15 protein-coding genes and 2 pseudogenes are annotated in these 20,564 nt (G+C 44.0%); 4 read left to right on the top strand and 13 right to left on the bottom strand.

The genetic code is table 11. From position 1 onward, the window contains the following. Positions 1-271: 271 nt before the first annotated feature. The 5 genes from V7K40_RS11305 to bchH form a co-directional block, all read right to left on the bottom strand. Positions 272-643, bottom strand: coding sequence for a hypothetical protein (locus V7K40_RS11305; protein ID WP_334959491.1), 372 nt, complete (start codon positions 641-643; stop codon positions 272-274). A 102-nt stretch (positions 644-745) separates the two neighbouring features. Beyond that, positions 746-931: a hypothetical protein gene (locus tag V7K40_RS11300; RefSeq protein ID WP_334959489.1), complete on the bottom strand. Its 186-nt coding sequence runs from the start codon at positions 929-931 to the stop codon at positions 746-748. 334 nt (positions 932-1,265) lie between these two features. Further along, the gene (locus tag V7K40_RS11295; RefSeq protein ID WP_100901366.1) at positions 1,266-1,451 is read right to left on the bottom strand and encodes a type II toxin-antitoxin system HicA family toxin; all 186 of its coding nucleotides are present in this window, start codon (positions 1,449-1,451) and stop codon (positions 1,266-1,268) included. Beyond that, positions 1,451-1,672, bottom strand: a complete 222-nt coding sequence (locus V7K40_RS11290; protein ID WP_334959487.1) for a type II toxin-antitoxin system HicB family antitoxin — start codon at positions 1,670-1,672, stop codon at positions 1,451-1,453. Before V7K40_RS11290 ends, V7K40_RS11295 begins: the two co-directional genes overlap by 1 nt. A gap of 47 nt (positions 1,673-1,719) precedes the next feature. Further along, positions 1,720-5,421, bottom strand: coding sequence for a magnesium chelatase subunit H (gene bchH / locus V7K40_RS11285; RefSeq protein ID WP_334959485.1), 3,702 nt, complete (start codon positions 5,419-5,421; stop codon positions 1,720-1,722). Between the two features lie 557 nt (positions 5,422-5,978). On the opposite strand from bchH, the gene V7K40_RS11280 reads away from it, so the two are divergent. Together V7K40_RS11280 and V7K40_RS11275 are read left to right on the top strand one after the other, a co-directional pair. Then, positions 5,979-6,920 (top strand): N-acetylmuramoyl-L-alanine amidase, encoded by a 942-nt coding sequence (locus V7K40_RS11280; RefSeq protein WP_334959483.1) that lies wholly within the window; start codon positions 5,979-5,981, stop codon positions 6,918-6,920. A 663-nt stretch (positions 6,921-7,583) separates the two neighbouring features. Further along, positions 7,584-7,733 carry a hypothetical protein gene (locus tag V7K40_RS11275; protein ID WP_334959481.1) on the top strand — a complete coding sequence of 50 codons (150 nt, stop codon included), beginning with the start codon at positions 7,584-7,586 and terminating at the stop codon, positions 7,731-7,733. Here the strand turns inward: V7K40_RS11275 and cas6 are convergent. From cas6 to V7K40_RS11260, 3 genes and pseudogenes are all read right to left on the bottom strand, one after another. After that, positions 7,714-8,853, bottom strand: a pseudogene (cas6, locus tag V7K40_RS11270) (CRISPR-associated endoribonuclease Cas6). The gene V7K40_RS11275 and the pseudogene cas6 sit on opposite strands and share 20 nt — an antisense overlap. Positions 8,854-9,323: 470 nt before the next feature. Then, positions 9,324-11,480, bottom strand: a complete 2,157-nt coding sequence (locus tag V7K40_RS11265) for a polyribonucleotide nucleotidyltransferase (protein ID WP_334959479.1) — start codon at positions 11,478-11,480, stop codon at positions 9,324-9,326. Between the two features lie 102 nt (positions 11,481-11,582). Further along, complete coding sequence (locus tag V7K40_RS11260; RefSeq protein ID WP_334959477.1) at positions 11,583-12,128, bottom strand: N-acetyltransferase; 546 nt, start codon at positions 12,126-12,128, stop codon at positions 11,583-11,585. Between the two features lie 141 nt (positions 12,129-12,269). Between V7K40_RS11260 and V7K40_RS11255 the strand changes: the two genes are divergently transcribed. Together V7K40_RS11255 and V7K40_RS11250 are read left to right on the top strand one after the other, a co-directional pair. Continuing rightward, positions 12,270-15,542 carry a DEAD/DEAH box helicase gene (locus V7K40_RS11255; protein WP_334959475.1) on the top strand — a complete coding sequence of 1,091 codons (3,273 nt, stop codon included), beginning with the start codon at positions 12,270-12,272 and terminating at the stop codon, positions 15,540-15,542. 96 nt (positions 15,543-15,638) lie between these two features. Then, a complete protein-coding gene (locus V7K40_RS11250) occupies positions 15,639-16,475 on the top strand; it encodes an SWIM zinc finger family protein (protein WP_334959472.1) in 837 nt (278 codons plus the stop codon). A 52-nt stretch (positions 16,476-16,527) separates the two neighbouring features. Here the strand turns inward: V7K40_RS11250 and V7K40_RS11245 are convergent, their stop codons facing one another. The 5 genes and pseudogenes from V7K40_RS11245 to V7K40_RS11225 all read right to left on the bottom strand — a co-directional run. Next, positions 16,528-18,414: a hypothetical protein gene (locus V7K40_RS11245; RefSeq protein WP_334959470.1), complete on the bottom strand. Its 1,887-nt coding sequence runs from the start codon at positions 18,412-18,414 to the stop codon at positions 16,528-16,530. A 105-nt stretch (positions 18,415-18,519) separates the two neighbouring features. Further along, the gene (locus tag V7K40_RS11240; RefSeq protein WP_334959468.1) at positions 18,520-18,705 is read right to left on the bottom strand and encodes a hypothetical protein; all 186 of its coding nucleotides are present in this window, start codon (positions 18,703-18,705) and stop codon (positions 18,520-18,522) included. Positions 18,706-18,726: 21 nt separating this feature from the next. Continuing rightward, positions 18,727-18,912 carry a PCP reductase family protein gene (locus V7K40_RS11235; RefSeq protein WP_334959466.1) on the bottom strand — a complete coding sequence of 62 codons (186 nt, stop codon included), beginning with the start codon at positions 18,910-18,912 and terminating at the stop codon, positions 18,727-18,729. A 130-nt stretch (positions 18,913-19,042) separates the two neighbouring features. Continuing rightward, positions 19,043-20,434, bottom strand: coding sequence for a photosystem II reaction center protein CP43 (gene psbC, locus V7K40_RS11230; RefSeq protein WP_334959464.1), 1,392 nt, complete (start codon positions 20,432-20,434; stop codon positions 19,043-19,045). Further along, positions 20,418-20,564 (bottom strand): annotated as a pseudogene (locus tag V7K40_RS11225) (photosystem II D2 protein (photosystem q(a) protein)); the annotation flags it as partial. The gene psbC and the pseudogene V7K40_RS11225, both read right to left, overlap by 17 nt.

Raw genomic sequence — 20,564 nt, 5'->3', positions numbered from 1 at the left:
AGGTTTTCGTGTTTAAAAGAGGTTTTCTTAAAGCAATTCGTTACTCTATATTCCGGTTTGCACCCGTAATGCGTATTAACTTCTAATGATAACGGGAAGAAAGGCAAGGAGGCAGGGGGTAGGAGGCAGGGGCAAGTTTGCTATGGGGTTTGTGTAGTATCTTCCCTAGTAGAGCTTGTTGTTACCAAAAAAGACGCAGTGAACTAGCGCTTTAAGCGGGTTTACTGCGTCTCTTTTATTATTGTTGATTAACTTGCGTTCCAGCGGGCGGTTACGCCATCGCAACTGACTTTTTGCGGGAAGGACGTTTGCGTTCTGATTTTTTCTTTAGTCCAACCGCTTGGGCTTCGTCGCTATCTGACCCATATTGTCCGCGGATTACTTCTTTCATGGCTAATATAGCATTGTGAAATTCCCATTCTGCTAATCGTGCAGCATCGGTAGCAGCACGGTATAAAGTTAGTTTTTCGGTTTCGGCTTGTTGCTGCGTCAACATATCTTGATAAGCTTGCAGTAACTTTGCTACAGAGGCATCAGTACGGGTTGTATCATAGGTACTGACAGTTTGCAAACCGTGTAATGAGTCAATATCTTGACTAATTGATTGAGAGGGCAAACGGCGGGTTTTATCTTGAGTAGGCATATATGCATACTGTTGTAATGGATAAGTTTAATGTGCCCATTACAACAAAAAAACTAACAGTAAATGAGATTTTTAGATAGAACAAAGTTAAGGAAACGTGGGTTAATTTTTGCAATTCGATGCAATGGCATTGTCAATCGATGCGATCGCATTGTCAGTTGAAACAATGGCATTGTCAGTCGATGCAATGGGATTGTAAGTCGATGCGATCGCATTGTTAATCAAAACAATGGCATTGTTAGCCAAAACAATGCCATTGTCAGCCGATACAATGGCATTGTTAGTCAAAAGAATGGCATTGTCAGTCGATACAATTAAGTAGGTAGGTGGGAAAATTTATTAGGACTTACGCACAAGTTACGGAATAACGAACCGCAGAGGCACAGAGGGCACGGAGAAATCAGAGTTTGAGAGATATTTTCTCTCGTTCCTATGCAGAGCATAGGAACAAGGAATGAAGTAGGTGGGTGGGAAAATTTATAAGTATGTCATTACTACTGATTATGGGGGGTTGAAAAGCCCGCCTGTAGCTAAAAACAGGCTTTTCGACCCACCCTATAAGATTGGATAATTTATTTGTTGGAAATTCTTTAGTGTGAAACGTGTAACGCACCCTGCAACACTAGGGTGGGGAAATCTCCAAATCTTTGCAAATCTTGATAGCTAGAATATCAACAATCTCAGTATGTCTTGGAACTGCCGAGGTTCTGTTGTTTGATGGATTGTAATAAATCGTATGCCTTCCACCCTCCCGAAGAAACAAACAGCCGTTCTTTTCCAAATGGCGAATCAATTCACGTCTTTTCACTATAATTTGACAGTAATCTGTTCACGGACGACATCTTTACCGGAGAGTTGTTGCTCTGCGAGTTCCCGATTTGAGATTAGAATTAACTCTATCGCTTCCCGTAGGCTTTTTCTAGCTTCTTCCAGAGTTCTCTCTTGGACATTAGCACCGGCTAACTCCTGGACGTAGCCAATATACCAATCATCTACCTTTTCATATACAGCAGTAAAAGAGTTTTCCATATAATTTGCTATTGAATGTTACGAGATATCAAATTAACGTACTCAATCTAAACTGTCACTCCCTCCAATTCCTCATCTGTCAACTCATACAACTGGCGCAACTTATCTAACTTCTGATCATCAGCTTCCCAGAAACCTCGCCCATGCGCCTCCAACATTCTCCCTAAAATATTGCGAAAAGCTTCAGGATTTGCCTTGCGTAATTTATCCGCCATCTCTGCATCTAACGCATAAGTATCTGCGGCTTGGTCATAAACCCAATCATCGCTAAAATCGGCAGTACCACCCCAACCAATCAACGCCGTCATCCGTTGGGAAATTTCAAAAGCACCACCAGAACCTTGATTCGCCATCGCTTGCGCCCATTTGGGATTTACCAACTTAGTGCGGTACTCCATTCTGAGCAAATCATCTAACTTACGCGGTGTAGTATCTTTTGAGAAACTTTCCACAAAAGTAGTTGTAACCTTCTTACCGCGTTGTTTTTCTGCTGCCTTTTTCAAACCGCCGGTATTGGCGTAATATTCTTGAATATCAGTTAAACCATATTCTACCGAATCGATTTCTTGAACAATGCGATCGCTAGTTTTCAACAACGTGTTCAACACTTCCGGTCTAGCTTGACCTTTATCTTCTCTCCCGTAACTAAACACATTGCGACTTTGCCAAGTATTCCCCAACTCCTCACCAGATTCCCAGTTACCATCCACGACGCGATCGTTCACCAAAGAACCAAAATCACCCGCCGGATTAGAAAACAATCTCGCCGATGCATTTTCCACCCCTTGAGCTTTTAAAGCTAAAGCGTGTTTCCTAATAAAATTCTGATCTTCCGGTTCATCAGCATCAGCCGCCCGTTGAAATAAATCATCCAACAATTCGATGATATTTACAAAACTATCCCGGAAAATCCCAGACAAATTACCCAACATATCAATGCGGGGATGTCCAACCTCCACCAACGGCTTTAATTCATAACGAACAATTCTACCAGTTCCTTCCTTAACAGGTTCAGCCCCCACCAACTCCAACAGAATCCCCAAAGATTCACCTTTAGTTTTAATCGCATCTAATCCCCATAACATTACCGCGATCGTTTCAGGATATTTCCCATGTTCATCCAAATGCTGGGCAATAATTTTTTGAGCAATTTCTCGTCCTCGTTCATAAGCAGCAGGTGAAGGCATCCGATAAGGATCTAAAGCATGAATATTTCTCCCAGTCGGCAAAACACCAGCCCCATCCCGCAACAAATCCCCCCCAGGCGCAGGCGGAATATATTCCCCATTCAACCCCCTTAACAAATTCGTTAACTCATCTGTAGATTGCATTAACAAATCCCTTATTAACCTTTCCTCCTCTTCTCTCTTTTCTCTGTGTTCTTTGCGCCTCTGCGGTTCGTTTTCTTCCTCGTCCTCCCCAAAATATGCTTCCAAATACGCCCCCAACTCCTCCTCATTCGGACTTTCCCCCAAAGTATGCAACCCAGAAGAAAACAACCGATTTTCTAAAACTTGCAAATATTCATACAACTCCACCAAATAATCATCAAAAGCATGACCGCTAAACATCCGCATATTCTCTGGAGTAAACGCAATCCCCAACCGTTTAGCATCCTCAAACGGACAATCAGCATCCAACCCAGAGTCCACAATTTTTTTACAAATCGCTTCCTTAAGAACATAATTCTTTTGTGGATCTTCGCGATACTCCGAAATCAAATCTCGCAACGCCACCAATTCCTTATACAAACCTGCTCGTCCATAAGGCGGTACATTATGAGAAATCAACACCCCATAACCGCGACGTTTTGCCAACATCGATTCAGACGGATTATTCGCCGCATATATATATAAATTAGGCAAATCTCCTAACAAAATATCCGACCAAGAATAACCCGTATTACCCAACGGAGAACCAGGCAACCATTCCACCGTCCCATGCATTCCAAAGTGAACTACAGCATCAGCTTGAAACTCATTTTGCAGCCATTTATAATAAGCAGCATATTGCGGATGAGGCGTTAAATCTCGTTCAAACATTAAGCGCATCGGGTCACCTTGTATCCCCAAAGGTGGTTGTACACCTATCCACACATTGCCTAATTGCACACCACCAATCTGGAATTCGTCACCATAAGTTTTAATTCCAGTCCCCGTCAGAGATTTCCATTGTTTTTCGATACGGGAGGTTTGCAGATATCCCAACCATTTTTCTAATGTGCGAACATTGACAGATGCAGGGATATTCTCCACATCATTTAAAGATTCATCCGCCTCTTTTAAAGAGCGAATCAATTCTTCCCCATCATCAGGCAAATCCCCAACGGTGTAACCTTGGTCTTTAAGTGCGTGGAGAAACTTCAGCAAACTACGCGGGACATTTAATAATGCAGCTGTGCCCACAGCACCATAACCTGGAGGAAACCCATATAAAATGATCGCAATCTTGCGTTCCGAAGCAGGTTTTTGCCGCAAAGCCACCCAACTTTTTACCCTACCAATTAATCGCTGTACCCGTTCGGGAACCAGATAAATATTTTCGCCTACCAAACCACCGAGGGGAACAGTATCAATAGCGCCATCCAATTCTGGTAATGCGTACAATACTACACTTTGCAATCCGCCGACACCTTGGCGCGTCCACGAAGAAATATCTTGAATTAATAGTGGTGCAGCAACAATATAAGGTACATTCTTGGCAGTGAGGATGCGCTTTGCTACTTCCACCTGACGCCCTGCTTCCATTGAACCAGCCGGGCCACCCACCAGAGGAAAGCCAATTGTCGAAACGATCGCATCCACTTTTACTGCTTCCTTAGATAGTGAGGGAGTCTCGATATTACCTAGTTGTCGTTGCTGAATTTCATAGTCGCTTGTCATCAAATCCCGTACCGCCACATGTCCTTCCACGCCGTTGATGAAGATGGGTAAAGGAATTAACCCGGCTGATTCAAAACTGCGAATCAGTTGGGGAATGTAGGGTTGTTTGGTGATGACGTGTTTTCGGTAGAGTAAAATTCCGACAACTGGGGAGACGCGATTAGGGGAGACGCGATTAATCGCGTCTCTACAATGGGTTTTATACCATTCTAAATATTCGCGGGGCGATTCAAAAAACCCTTGATAATCGGGATGGAGTAAGCCGATGTTGGGGGTTTCGACTAGCGGGGGAATGTCGCCGACTTTTAAACCCAAATATTTTTCTGCTAGTGTCCAGAATAATGAAGCGACGTTTTCTGGGCCGCCAGCATTCCAGTAACCATAGATAATTAACCAGTTGCGTAAGTCTTGGACTTTTTGCCCTGGCACGTATTTCAGTAGTTTGGGGCCAATTTTTAAGAAGCTGATGTAACCAGCGAGTTTGTCTTCTTCTCGTCCGTTGCTAAATTTGTCGAGGATGAATTTAACTGGTTTGGGCATTCCTTTGGGTTTGTCGCCAATGGCAAAGTCACCCAGCTTGGTTAAACTCATCAATTCCAAAGCTGACTCAAACACCAGACGGATGGGAATTTGGGCAATGCGATCGCGCAACCACACAACCTGGTCATAATCAAATAGTAGGCTACCGAAAAACACATCAGCGTCATGAAGTGCTGCTTCTACCTCGGTGCGTTTATTGGTAAGATCGCGATCGCTAAATACCCGAATATCCAACTCAGCACAGCGAGAGTTAGCCAAAAAAGCTGCTTTCCTGTACAAGTCAGCGTTGAACGATTCAAACCCAGCAACCAAGACGATGCGTTTCATGCCTGTAAGCTACGAAATATTTCTTTACTTAAATTTTAAACTGGCTCATAGGTTGATTGTTAAATATCTACCCACAGATTCCGGTCATTCAAGCGTACTAGTACAGAATGGCGGAAATAAACATACCATTCGATCAGGCTGAAAAGCCTGTCTTATCGCTTTTCTTCCTTCTACCCCTCTGCTTCTGTGCCCCTCTGCCTTCTTGCACTAGGTAGATTTGTCATAGCTTTCTACTTTTACGAAGCGTTATTATCTTAACAATAGGGGTAACTGCTGCATTTCAATTTATTGCAACAATCACCGGATTATTTCCGATTTTGATAAATTATGATGGTTGTGTTTTTTCTGCCAAAAAATCTTGCAATCAGCGGGTTTTACCACATAAAATCTGCTTGCAATGTTGGTAGAAAAACTTATTTTACTTACCAGCGTAGTAATGCTTAAAATAAGGCGGACATTGCTAACAAGTACTTCAACAAATTTATTAACAAAACTTTGTCTCTATAATTGGAAGAGTTTTGAACTAGCGTAAAAATAAGTAAGTTGAGGATAAAATCATGAAATTCGGAATTGATAGTGGGCACAATTGTCCACCAGACACAGGAGCCAGAGGAATCAAAGTTGAGGATAATTTAACTCTCGATGTTGGTAATAGAGTTATAGCCAAGTTAAGAGCTTTGGGGAATGAAGTTGTAGTATGTAGACCAAGTAGTGCTAGTACAGTCCGGGAATCGCTTTCAAAAAGATGTTCTACAGCTAATGGGAGTAAAGTAGATATTTACGTCTCGATTCATTTTAACTCCTTTAACGGGCAAGCTAATGGCACAGAAGTATTTGCAACTAGCGATACTGGCAGAAAAATCGCTAAACCTGTATTAGATGAAATCGTCAAGTTAGGATTTTTTAATCGCGGCGTTAAGAGTGGTTCCCACTTGTTTGTGCTGAAAAATACGGATATGCCTGCTATCTTAGTAGAAGGTTGCTTTGTCGATTCGCAAAAAGATATGAATCTTTATAATCCAGAAGCAATGGCTAATGCGATCGTCAAAGGCTTAACTGGTAAAGTGTCAAGTGTTCCTGTTAACCCCGTACCAGATGAAGAGCAGAATGTAGATACCACTATTCTCAGACTGCAAAAAGCCTTAAATCGACTAAAGATAACCGATAAAAATGGTAAAGCATTAGTAGAAGATGGCTTCACCGGAGCTAACACCAAATCTGCTGTAGAAAAATTTCAGACTATTGTTGGAGTTCAGCCGACTGGAATTGCTGACGAAGCTACATGGAATGCCATAAATTTAATTTTGGCAAAACGAATTCTCAGACCAAACCATGCTGGTAATGCAGTTATCAGATACTTGCAATATCGTCTAGGTGTTGAGAATGATGGCGTCTACGGGCCGCAAACAGAGGCTGCAATTAAGAACTTTCAAAAGCAAAATGGTTTAGATGTCGATGGAATTGTCGGGCCTGCTAGCTGGCAGAAATTAATTGGTTAGATTCAGGGGTAGGTATTATTCAAGGTAGATGAATTGTTGAAGTTGGTATTGAATGTCATTGAGAATATTTCTGAAAAGGTGCAGTAAACTTCCAACCGAACCGCCCCAGTTTCAGAGCGTTGGCGCAGCCCGCCGCAGGCATCGCTGTTCATTCAGCATCAAGCAATGACAAAGTTTAAAAAGGAGGGCATCGCCTGAAGCTGTTGACCTAAAATAATGAAAATAAATAACCAGGCGTAGGAAATCATCTATGCTGCTGACAGGAATATGTTCAACTTAACCAAATTTGTGTTTGATAAGTATCAATCACACTTGGTCATAGGTAATTTCCTATCGCTCTGGTGCTTTTTTGGCGGTGAAGTTTCGCCAAAAGTATAAAAGTAAAGGGCTTTTCAAGCCTATAACAATTGTTACTACTTTGTTGTATAGGTGGACACAATTTTTTGGGGTTTCAAATTTATTTCCAATGTCATATTAAGCCTGGTACAATGCTAATCACTGGACGATCTAAAAAGCTGTTTTTCTCCTTATTCCATTGCCTTGACAATACCTCCAACAAGTTTTTCTTCAGCTTTCCCAAGCTCGATATAGTCACCTACTAAGTAGTATTCAAACAGAATTTGGAGTATCTGACTTTAATAATACAAATACGTTGGTAGAGGCATGACATTGCCATGCCCTTACGAGAAATCTATCTGTATCTGGGTTTTCGTGAATTGGTATAAGTTATTGGCGCGAGTGCTTGCTACCTTCAGCCGATATTTCCAGAATTTCAGTGCGATCGCCGCTAAAATCAAAGTGCCAATGCTCTGAGCGCCCGTCGAGCTAATTTTACGTAAGTTTTCACAGTAGCGTAAGGCATCTCTAAGTCTTCAGATATAACCTGCAATGATTCTCCCATCTCCCGGCGTGCTAAGATAGTTGCCCAGGTAGAAGCAATTTTATCAGTGCGATCGCCTCCTGTGCGTTTTCGTTGTGCAGTGAATAGCGCTGTCAATTCATCAATGCGTTCTCCCAGCAGATTTGTTAGCACTTGAGTGGGTAAGTTTACCTCTGGTTCCACCCAATCTAAGTGAGTTTGTCCCAGTCCAAAAGTAGTTTTGTGTCCCGTACCACAGTAGGGAGCCAGTCGTGCCAAAGCATAAAACAACCGAGTAAACTCACAGTTAGCCAAAGCTGCTTTACTCAAACCACAGGATATTACCCCTGTGAACCCAGTCACCGAACCCCGCTTGCCAGCTGCTACCTTCACCGACTCCAAGCGATGCTGATGGATAATTACCCCTTCATCTATCCAATCGAGAAAAGGTTTTTGTTCGATTGGGATTCGGGAAAAGTCATTCCAGCGACGCAGGTAGCTGTGAAAGAGATTAACTGGCACTGGTAGAGGGAAATGATGACCCTTGCGGTGAAAGCTGGTAGGCGAGACAAAGCTGAAGTTGACGTTAGAGGGTTTCTCTGGTGATGACTGCAATAGTTGCGCGTAGGTAGTGGGTAATTGGGCGATACTCACCTGTTTTATTTGAAGGGGAGCATCTCTTAAGTCCAGGATTTGGGGCAGTTGGGTTAACCATTGTTTGAGAAACTGCACCACTTTTGGAGACAAAGCATTGACGTGCCAGCGGTAAATTTGCTTGGCTTGCAATTGCAGTTGTCTACCACTGGTGAGGAGTTGACCTGACAACGCCGAAATATTGAAGGGCTTTTCCGACTCTCCATCGTGCAGATATGCAGAAAGTTCTGGGTTGAATTGCCGTACTTGGTCAAGAAATCAGGCATGGAGTCCAATCATGTACTGAGAGTAGAGGGAAGTGGAAGTGGTTGGTTCAAGGTCAAACACCAATCCTACCAGTTCAGTGTTATCTGCCCATCTGGGAAGAGACTCTGACTGTGGCTCGATTTTGCGCCTAGTGGATGTAGCTGCTCTTGGCATCGCTGATTGCTATGCAAATAATGTAAAATATTATACTCATTTTCCATCCCCTTGGGGGGAGGAAGGCACGTTAATCTAATTATTTTCGTCCCCTTGCGGGGATTTTATTAGGGAAAGATTACAACTTGGAAGTTATCTGGCAAGGCTATTTCGCAATTATAGTAAGAATCACTTGTTTTCATCCCCGTTAGGGAAAGTAGTTATGGAAAGGTAAAACCATATCTAGAAATATTGTAAGAGCTGAGTTTCCATCCCCTTTAGGGGAAGTGGTTATGGAAAGCCTGCTGGAAAATTTTCAGTAAAGTTATATATACTACCTTTAACCTGTCAAGTATTTAATAAATAAATTAATAATTGTGAGGGGGATAAGTTTATCTAGAGCAGTTCGGCAACTAATTAGAGAAGCATACGGCGATGCCTTCACACTAGGCATCGCGGATTTTAGATTTAATCTAAAATCCCAAATTGAGTTACCGATTCACCGCCGCCGCTTCCCGTGCTGCTGCTGCTTGATCTGGGTGGATACCCAAGCGCGTGAGATTAATCCGACCTTTGTTATCAATTTCGCGCACTTTGATAATCACTTCATCGCCCACCGCTACTTCATCCTCAACTTTGCCAACGCGGTAGTCAGCTAGTTGTGAGATGTGGATCATCCCTTCTTTTCCAGGCAGAAATTCTACAAATGCACCTATTGGTATAATCCGAGTGATGCGTCCTGCGTAGACATCCCCTTCGTGCAGCTTGCGGGTCATGCCTTGGATGATATTTTTCGCTCTCTTGGCCTTGTTCTCATCCACAGCGGAAATTGTCACGGTGCCATCATCTTCAATGTCAATTTTAGCACCAGTTTCCTCTGTAATCCCCTTAATAGTCTTGCCTCCAGGCCCGATAACCAGACCAATCATGTCTGAATCAATCTTGATTGTTAACAGACGTGGGGCATAAGGTGAGGTTTCTATCCGGGGTTGATCGATGCAGGCAAGCATTTTCTCCAGAATGTGCAACCGGGCTGCTTTGGCTTGGTGGACGGCTTGGGAAATAACCTCCAACGACAAACCGGAGATTTTCATATCCATTTGCAAGGCGGTAATCCCGGTATCCGTCCCAGCAACTTTGAAGTCCATGTCGCCTAAAAAGTCTTCAATGCCCTGAATGTCGGTCAGGATTCGCACTTCGTCCCCATCCTTAATCAGACCCATTGCTGCGCCACTGACAGGTTTGAGAATTGGCACACCAGCATCCATTAGGGCGAGGGTAGAACCGCAGACTGAACCCATTGAGGTGGAACCGTTGGAGGAAAGTACTTCCGATACGATGCGAATCACGTAGGGAAATTGTTCTTTTGAGGGTAGCACAGGTAGGAGCGATCGCTCTGCTAATGCCCCGTGACCAATTTCGCGCCTTCCTGGAGAACGCATTGGCTTAGTTTCCCCAACTGAGAACGGCGGGAAGTTGTAATGATGCAGATAACGCTTATGTTGGTCTAGCTGCATGTCATCGTTGAGGTTTTGGGCATCCCCAGGTGTACCCAGAGTACAAGTGGATAATACCTGAGTTAGTTCCCGGTTAAATAAACCGCTGCCGTGGACTCGCTTTGGTAAGACACCAACTAAACAAGAAACACGACGGACTTCATCGAGTTTACGACCATCAACGCGAACGTTATCTTCAATGATTTGCCGCCGCATGAAGTATTTGGTAATATCTTTAAAAGTGTTACCAAGTGCCTTGCTATTCGCAGTTGCGGCAACTCGAATTGGATCTTCTTCTGGCAGTTCCTTAATCGTCGTAGCAATTTCATCCTTGACGACATCTAAAGCTGCATCGCGTTCGGGTTTGGTGAAAGTAAATTGCGACAGGATTTTCTTAATCTGGCTGCTAGCGCGATCGCGGATATAATTTTCTAACGTCTGGTCTGCTTGTGGTGGTGCTTCTTGCACTATTACTAGACCCAGTTCTGCTACTAAATCTTGCTGCGCTTTGATTAAGTCCCGCACTGCTTCATAACCAAAGTCAATTGCCTCGATAATATCTCGCTCTGGCAACTGATTGGCTCCCGCCTCCACCATGATCACCCCATGTGGTGAACCTGCTACTACTAGATCCAAATCTCCAGCTTCAATTTCTGCGTATGTGGGGTTAATAATGAAATCATCTCCCACTAAACCAACCCGCACTGCTGCCATTGGCCCATTAAAAGGAATCTGGGCAATCAGGGTAGCAATGGAAGCACCTGTAACTGCTAACACATCGGGTGGCACTAACTCGTCCATCGACAGCGTTAAGGCAATAATTTGCAGGTCATCCCGTAGCCATGAGGGGAACAGAGGACGCATGGGACGGTCTATAAGACGGCTGGTGAGAATTGTTTTTTCTGGTGGACGACCTTCTCGCCGCATGATCCCTCCGGGAATCCTACCAGCGGCATATAGCCTTTCTTCATAATCTACTGTAAGGGGAAGAAAATCAACGCCTTCTCTGGCTTGCGATCGCGTAGCCGTAACTAAAACGGATGTGTCCCCTGATTCTATCAAAACTGACCCACCAGCCTGGGGAGCTAGTAAGCCTACTTTCAGTCGAATATCCCTTCCATCGAAGGATATTGACTTGTCAACTTCTGCCATTCAGTTTTTTTTCCTTCTCTTTCGCTATTCTCTTTCTGTGGCAATCCTAACATTTATGCCCTATGACTGACTTCTAGTACATACAAAGATCAGACTTGTCGTTCAACCCAAAGCACGATACATGATCAGCGCGTCTACCACTTGTTCATCCCCTAGCTTCGCCACACACGGAATGCGCCCAATAATCTCAAATCCTAACGACTGCCAAAGTGTAATTGAAGGTATATTAGTTTCAAAGACTAAATTGAATATTACTGCCTCATAGCCCAGGCTTGCTGCTATCAAGAGCATCGCCTCTCCCATGAACCGCCCGATCCCCTGACCGCGTAACCCAGGTTGTACAATAAAACCAGCGTTGCAAATATGGCAACACCGACCAGGAAAGTTTGGCTTTAAATAAAACGCCCCTAATATTTCTTTTGGTTTGTGTGTAGCATCCTGAATAGATGTCCTGACAACAAAGGCATCCTTGCTTAACCAGTAAGTTGAAAATTCTACCTGAGATAGAGGTTGCTTTTGGGGATAAGTTTTACCTTCAACAATTACAACATTGAGTAATGCTCTTACAACCTCCTGTTCTTGAGGATGCATATAATCTAGTTCAACCATTATCCCGGTTTTTAAAACTTTAATTAGGGGAAATCTCATTATTAATAATGTTTATTTGCAATATGCTGAAATATTTATTGTAAGCAAAATCTGACTAAAAAATCTGATTGAGAAGATGGAAAAAGTAGAATAATTGCGATTTTAGTTCATGAGTTTTGGGAAAATATAAGTAGTTAGCAAATGGCGATTTTACACGGAAATTGGTTACTAACAAGTAAAAAGAATTGTTTATTTATTTGGGGAGAAACTTGGCGATCGCCACGAGTGAATTTCGAGTCTAATGGATCTGGAGATATCCCACTACATCCATTGGCAATGACATCAGTTGAGTTGAGTGAGTGGTTGCCTTCGCAGAACATGGCAATTACTAACTTCATCCAGCAACCTCAAGTTGCTATGGCTACTACTGGGCGAACCTCCAAAGGAGGAGCTAGGCTAACGCGCAAAGCAGCAAGTGCCACTGAGATAATGCCAACGCACTCCCAAATAATTGCCCTGCCAACTTATATTCCAGAAGGGAGTAAAGAAGGAACAGCAGCGATTTTCCCTGTACATTCTGCCAGCTTGGGGCTGGATACAGACTCCCCGCAATATTTGCAACCGTGGCGAGTTGAGGGTTTTTGTCTCAACCCCAGCGAGGCGGTAAAATTTCTCGCTGCTGTTCCCCTAAATGCTGCTAAAGGGGAAGATGCCTTTTTAGGAGGAGATTTACGTTTTTGGTCGCAGGTTGCCCGATGGAGTTTAGATTTAATCTCGCGGTGTAAGTTTTTACCAACAATTGACCGACAATCAGATGGTGCATTTGCTGCTAAATGGCAAGTACTCCTAGACAGCGCTGTAGATGGAACCCGCCTAGAAAAATTTTCTGCGAACATGCCGTTGGTATGCCGCACCTTTCAAGAAAGTGCTGAGTTGAAAGAAAAAGACTCAACACTCAACGCTCATTACTCAGCTGTAGACTTCCCTACCGAACCTCAAGAATTACTTTTAGCATTTCTTAACAGTACGATAGATGCCCAAGTGCGAGAAATGGTGGGTTCCCAACCTCCAATGGAAGCCAAAGCGATTGCATCTTTACCATCTGCGGTGCGACAGTGGTTACAAGCCTTAACTAGTGCATCTCATCCAGTTAATGCAGATGCAATTGAAATGGAACGACTGGAAGCGGCACTGAAAGCTTGGACTATGCCGCTACAATACCAATTAACTCTTAAAACTCTATTTCGTACCTGTTTTCAACTGCGTTCTCCGGAGTCTGGCGAAACAGATTGGACATTAGCCTATTTCCTGCAAGCGGCTGATGATCCTGAGTTTTTGGTGGATGCAGCAACTATTTGGAATAATCCAGTTGAACGATTGGTTTATCAAAATCGGACAATTGAGCAACCACAAGAAACATTTTTACGGGGTTTGGGGGTAGCTTCCCGATTATATCCAGCGAGCGCACCCAGTTTAGAAACCGAATATCCCCAATCTTCTCGTCTCAACCCTATCCAAGCTTATGAGTTTATCAAAGCTGTAGCTTGGAGGTTGGAAGACAGTGGTTTGGGAGTAATTTTACCTCCCAGTTTAGCTAACCGTGAAGGATGGGCGAACCGTTTGGGTTTGAAAATTACTGCTGAAACCCCAAAGAAAAAGCAGGGACGTTTAGGGTTGCAAAGTCTGCTGAATTTCCAATGGCAATTGGCAATTGGTGGACAAACTATTTCCAAAGCTGAGTTTGATAGACTTGTGGCTTTAAATAGTCCGCTAGTGGAAATTAACGGCGAGTGGGTGGAATTACGGCCCCAAGACATCAAAACAGCCCAAACTTTTTTTACCACTCGCAAAGACCAAATGGCGCTTTCTTTGGAAGATGCCTTACGTTTCAGTACAGGAGATACCCAGGTAATTGAAAAATTACCAGTGGTCAGCTTTGAGGCATCTGGGGCATTACAAGAGTTAATTGGGGCGCTAACAAATAACCAGGCGATCGCACCTTTGCCTACACCAACAGGCTTTCAAGGACAGTTGCGACCTTATCAAGAACGAGGCGCTGCTTGGCTGTCATTCTTAGAACGTTGGGGCTTAGGCGCGTGTCTGGCGGACGACATGGGACTTGGTAAAACTATTCAGTTCATCGCTTTTTTGTTACATCTCAAAGAACAAGATGCACTAGAAAATCCAACACTGCTAGTTTGTCCAACTTCGGTTTTAGGCAACTGGGAAAGGGAAGTTAATAAATTTGCCCCCAGCCTGAAAATTTTGCAATATCATGGTGACAAACGCCCGAAAGGGAAAGCATTTTTAGAAGCAGTAAAAAATCATGATTTAATCGTTACCAGCTACTCACTTCTTCATCGAGATATCAAGTCATTGCAAACTGTATCTTGGCAGATAATTGTTTTAGATGAAGCCCAGAATGTGAAAAATCCAGAGGCGAAGCAGTCAAAAGCAGTGCGGCAATTATCAGCAACGTTTCGGATTGCATTGACGGGGACACCAGTAGAAAATAGGCTGCAAGAACTCTGGTCTATTTTAGATTTTCTCAATCCAGGTTATTTAGGCAATCGGCAATTTTTCCAGCGGCGGTTTGCGATGCCAATTGAAAAGTATGGTGATACGGCTTCTTTGAATCAATTACGTTCATTAGTTCAACCATTTATATTGCGGCGATTGAAAAGCGATCGCGACATTATTCAAGACTTACCAGATAAGCAAGAAATGACTGTATTTTGCGGTTTAACTGGCGAACAGGCTACACTTTATCAACAAGTTGTAGAACAATCTTTAGCAGAGATAGATTCTGCTGAAGGATTGCAACGTCGAGGAATGATTTTGGCATTACTAATCAAATTAAAACAAATTTGCAATCACCCAGCCCAATACTTGAAACAGGCGACATTAGAGCAACATAATTCAGCCAAACTTCTGCGGTTAGAAGAAATGTTAGAAGAGGTTTTATCAGAAAGCGATAGAGCTTTAGTTTTTACACAATTTGCTGAGTGGGGTAAATTACTTAAACCCTATTTAGAAAAACAGCTTGGGCGAGAAATATTCTTTTTATATGGTAGTACCAGTAAAAAACAACGAGAGGAAATGATCGACCGTTTCCAACACGACCCGCAAGGGCCACCAATTATGATTCTCTCTCTGAAAGCAGGTGGAGTAGGACTGAATTTAACACGAGCAAATCATGTATTCCATTTTGATAGATGGTGGAATCCAGCCGTGGAAAATCAAGCCACAGATAGAGTATTTCGGATTGGTCAAACCCGTAATGTGCAAGTACATAAATTTGTCTGCACTGGGACTTTAGAAGAAAAAATTCATGACATGATTGAAAGTAAAAAACAATTGGCTGAACAAGTTGTGGGTGCTGGTGAAGAATGGTTGACTGAACTAGATACAGACCAACTTCGCAACTTACTAATCCTTGACCGCAGCGCAGTAATTGACGATGATGCAGAATAAGTTTGTAGTAAGGACTTTAGTCCTTAATTTAAGCGCTTTATCCCTGATTACGAACTCGCAATTGGTGTGAAAAATTACTAAGTTTTTGAATTGATTATGACTAATTACACATTACAAGCAAGTAGAGAATGGTGGTCACAACAATGGCTAGATTTGTTAGACTCTTATCGCTTTAAAAAGCGTTTAGAACGTGCGAGAAATTATGCACGTCAAGGAAATGTTCTCAGCATCGAATTTAAAGGTGCAAAAGTATTGGCTAGGGTGCAAGGTAGTGAAGTAGAACCTTATAAAGTTTCCCTTTCCCTTGAACCTTTTACCGATGAACAGTGGGGTTATGTAATTGAAACCATGTCCCAAAGGGCAATTTTCGCTGCCAAGCTACTAGCAGGAGAAATGCCACAAAATATAGAAGAAGTGTTTACGGCTAATGGTCTTTCGATATTTCCTTTTACCCTTGGTGATGTCCAGAGTAAATGCTCTTGTCCTGATAAAGCAAATCCCTGTAAACATATTGGTGCGCTGTACTATCAGTTAGGCGATCGCTTCAGTGAAGACCCCTTTGTACTATTTCAATTACGCGGACGCACCAAAGAGCAAATTATTAGCGATTTACGTCAATTGCGTAGTGCCAAGATTAAACCTAATACCACAGAAACGCCCGATATTCAACAGTCAATTCCTAATCACAAATACTCAGTGAAAATTGACTCTTTCTGGCAATACAATGAGCCACTAGAGTCATCATTAGTAGTGATTGCGCCGTCCACTAGTGAGATGGTATTAGATGTATTAGGAGCAATCCCCCTTGCGAAGGAAGAGGAAAATGCAGTAAATTCAACTTCGAGTGATGTGGTAATGAAGTCTTTGAATACAGTTTACAGAGATGTCAGTCAGAAGGCTTTTTTAGCAGCAATGAATGTAGGAGGAAGTTGATACTAATTCGTAATTTGTAATTATTTTTCGTGAGATTGTTGTAATTTTAGTTTCAGATCAAAGTGCTGTAGCACAAAGAGCCATCTGCAAAGATAAAATTCTCAAAGCCTGTTGTGGAGAGTGTAATCACATTTTTATTGTTATTGAAGCTAATGTTAGCTGGGTTTAGGGCATTACCCGAAATTACACCAGAAAAAGTGAGTTCAGAGCGATTGAAAGCACTAAGGTCTAAGGTGTCAAAACCTTTTCCACCATCCACAGTCCCAGTACCAAACCCTTTGAAGTAGTCATTTCCAGTGCCTAGATCAATGTTGATACCGCCACCAATAGTAACTTTTTGTTGAACTCCATCGATGGTACTGGTGGATGTAATTTTATCATCGCCATCGCCAGTCTTGATAGTTCCTTTTCCATAAATGCCATAGGCAGTACCATCAATTTTTGTCTTAGCTTGGCCAGTCAGGATGTCACGACCATTCCCAGTATCAATTACTCCGTCATTGGAGATGCCTATGACGATGAGCTTGTTACTTCCTGAACCGTTGCCAGAACCAGTAATTGTGTCGTTGCCCTGCCCTGTAGTGATGGTGGCACCTTTCAGGTTTTGGATGCCAGTTGCATCATCAATCTTGTCGTCAAAGTTGCCAGTAGAAGTGCCAGTGCCTACGATCATGTCTTCTCCGTCTCCGGTATCCAGTTTCTTACTGTTAGTAATGCCAGTTCCAGTACCGTCGCCGATGTAATTGTCGGCTTTGTAACCGGTGCCAATGCCAGTGATTGTGTCATTTCCGGCCCCTGTATTCAGATTGCCATTATTGCTGATGCCAGTCCCTGCACCGCCATAGCCAAACAAAATCCTGGTGCCGGGAATGTCGCCCCTCCCGATGCCAGCGATCATGTCATTTCCGTCTCCGGTATCCAGTTGCCCAGTGTTGCTGATACCTATCCCAAATTCGCTGTCGCCGCCGACGCGACCCTCACCACCAGTGCCGCCCTCACCAGTGCCAGTGCCAGTGATTGTGTCATTTCCGGCCCCTGTATTCAGATTGCCATTATTGCTGATGCCAGTCCCTGCACCCTTATTGCCATAGCCAAACAGAGGCCCAAATCCGCCGTTGCCGCCGATACCGATGCCAGCGATCATGTCATTTCCGTCTCCGGTATCCAGTTGCCCAGTGTTGCTGATACCTATCCCAAATCCGCCGTCGCCGCCGCCGCGACCGAAACCACCAGTGCCGCCCTGACCAGTGCCAGCGATCGTGTCATTGCCCAACCCAGTATTCAGTTTGCCGCTGTTACTGATGCCTGTTCCAGTACCACCATCGACGCCAAAGCGACCGTCACCACCAGTACCGCCCTGGCCAGTGCCAGTGATAATGTCATTGCCCAACCCAGTATTCAGTTTGCCACTGTTGCTGATGCCAGTCCCAAATCCACCGTCGCCAGCACCGGCGTATCCACCGTCGCTGTCGCCGCCGTAGCCGCCAGTGCCATTGGCGATGATAGTATCGTTGCCCAACCCGGTATTGAGATTGCCACTGTTACTGATGCCTGTCCCTGTACCGCCACCACCCGCAGCACTGCCAGAATTGGGGCGACTAGGATCAAAATCAAAATCATACACGCCGTTGCCTCCACGACCCCCAATACCCTTGCTGATGATAGCGTCGTCACCCGACCCAGCATTCAGATTGCCATTATTGCTAATGCCGATTCCAGCACTGCCTTTGCTGCCATCGACGTTTTTACCGATAACACCATCAGCCCCTTTAGCGCCAGTGCCGTTGCCTTTAATGGTGTCCTTTCCTAAGCCTGTGTAAATGAAACCTCCAGTTAAAATATCAATCCCAATTGCGGGAAATTTATTTAAATCTTCCCCAATTAAAGTGTCGTCACCAGCAGTGCCTGTAAAATTGGGTGGAACCGTAAGTCTAGGCATAATCAAAATCCTCTAAATTTAGATTAGTATGGTCAGCTTGCTCATTTGAATTGTCGCTTGGCTCTGGCTTTTGACGGCGACGACTACTTTTATTCAACTCACCTATTAACCTATTATCTCTTTGTAATGGTAATCTTTGTGTTCAGGTAAAGGTCTGATAATTTCCAAAGTAGTGCGATCGCAAGCTAACTTTGCTGCCCAATGTCCCAAGTCTTTTAGAAGATTTTCAAACTGTTGCCAGCTAATGTCATAAAGCATTACTCGGTCTACTCGATTTTTGGCGAGTGTCATTGTTACGACCTCCAGAATGTTTTATTGTCCAAACTCAAGCCTAGCCTGTTCTAACAAATCGGCTGTCACAATTTCTTGGTCTGCTTCACGAGCCAACTGTTCAATTCTGGCTTTAGCTTGAGAGCGGACAAAAAAGGGAATATTTTGTAATTTTTCTTTAGCTTCAGATGTCCATCGTAAAGCCTCAATAAAATTGGAATCGCTCATAGTATTAATTATCTTGGTAGGCCGCTCAGTTTAATCAATAGATTACTAATTTTCCTATAAAAAAAGCCCTTGCTTTTATGCAAGAGCCTCTAAATTATTTAGCTGTCAGTGATTAGATAAACCTTACAACCTAGTCAAGGTCGTCCATAAACATCACCGGCTCAGTATCACGGTTAATTCCTTTCTCAAAACCACCAGCAGCAGCCCGTGCGCGACCAGCGTGCCACAAGTGACCAACTAGGAAGAAGAATCCTAGTACGAAGTGAGAAGTCGCCAACCAAGCGCGAGGAGATACGTAGTTGAAGGAGTTAATCTCGGTAGCCACACCACCCACGGAATTCAAAGAACCCAGAGGAGCGTGGGTCATGTATTCAGCAGCGCGACGAGCTTGCCAAGGCTGAATATCGTTCTTGATTTTTTCCAGGTCAAGACCGTTGGGGCCACGTAGAGGCTCCAGCCAGGGGCCGCGGAAATCCCAGAAGCGCATGGTTTCACCACCGAAGATGATTTCGCCAGTGGGAGAGCGCATCAGGTATTTACCTAGACCAGTGGGGCCTTGGGCAGAACCGACGTTAGCACCCAAGCGTTGGTCACGAATCAAGAAGGTCAGAGCTTGAGCTTGAGAAGCTTCTGGACCGGTAGGACCAAAGAATTCGCTGGGGTAAACGGTGTTGTTAAACCAAACAAAGATTGAGGCAATAAAGCCCATCAAGGAAAGAGCGCCCAAGCTGTAGGAGAGATAAGCCTCACCAGACCAGATGGATGCACGACGTGACCAAGCAAAAGGCTTGGTAAGAATGTGGAAAATACCGCCAGCAATACAGATAAAGGCAATCCAGATGTGACCGCCGACCACATCTTCCAAGTTATCAACGCTGACAATCCAGCCTTCGCCACCAAAGGGAGACTTGATTACATAACCGAAGATAACCGCTGGGTTCAATGTCGGATTGGTAATAATCCGAACATCACCACCGCCTGGTGCCCAGGTGTCATACAACCCACCAAAGAACATTGCTTTTGCTACCAACAGCAGCGCACCGAATCCCAAAATAATCAGGTGGAACCCGATGATGTTGGTCATCTTATTCTTGTCTTTCCAGTCGTAGCCAAAGAAAGAAGAGTATTCTTCTAAGGTTTCTGGACCACGGACGGCATGATAGATACCGCCAAAGCCAAGGACGGCTGAGGAAATTAGGTGGAGTACACCGACAACAAAGTAGGGGAAGGTGTCAATGACTTCACCACCAGGACCAACACCCCAACCCTGAGCGGCGAGGTGAGGTAACAGGATCAAGCCCTGCTCATACATGGGCTTTTCAGGAACGAAGTGAGCGACTTCAAACAAGGTCATCGCTCCAGCCCAGAATACAATCAAACCAGCGTGGGCAACGTGAGCACCCAGTAGTTTGCCAGATAGGTTGATTAAACGTGCGTTACCAGACCACCAGGCAAACCCAGTGGATTCTAGGTCGCGTCCAGCGCCGCCTAAGATATTTGGTCTATTAGAGAGCGTTACCACGTGGTAATACCTCCTCAGGGAATACAAATTGTTCGTGGGGTTGATCTTGAGGAGCCATCCAAGCGCGGATACCCTCATTCAGCAAAATATTTTTGGTATAGAAGGTTTCAAACTCTGGGTCTTCCGCCGC

This window comes from Nostoc sp. (assembly GCF_036917195.1).
In the GTDB taxonomy this organism is placed as follows: Bacteria; Cyanobacteriota; Cyanobacteriia; order Cyanobacteriales; family Nostocaceae; genus Nostoc.
This window is presented reverse-complemented; position numbering and strand designations above follow the sequence as displayed.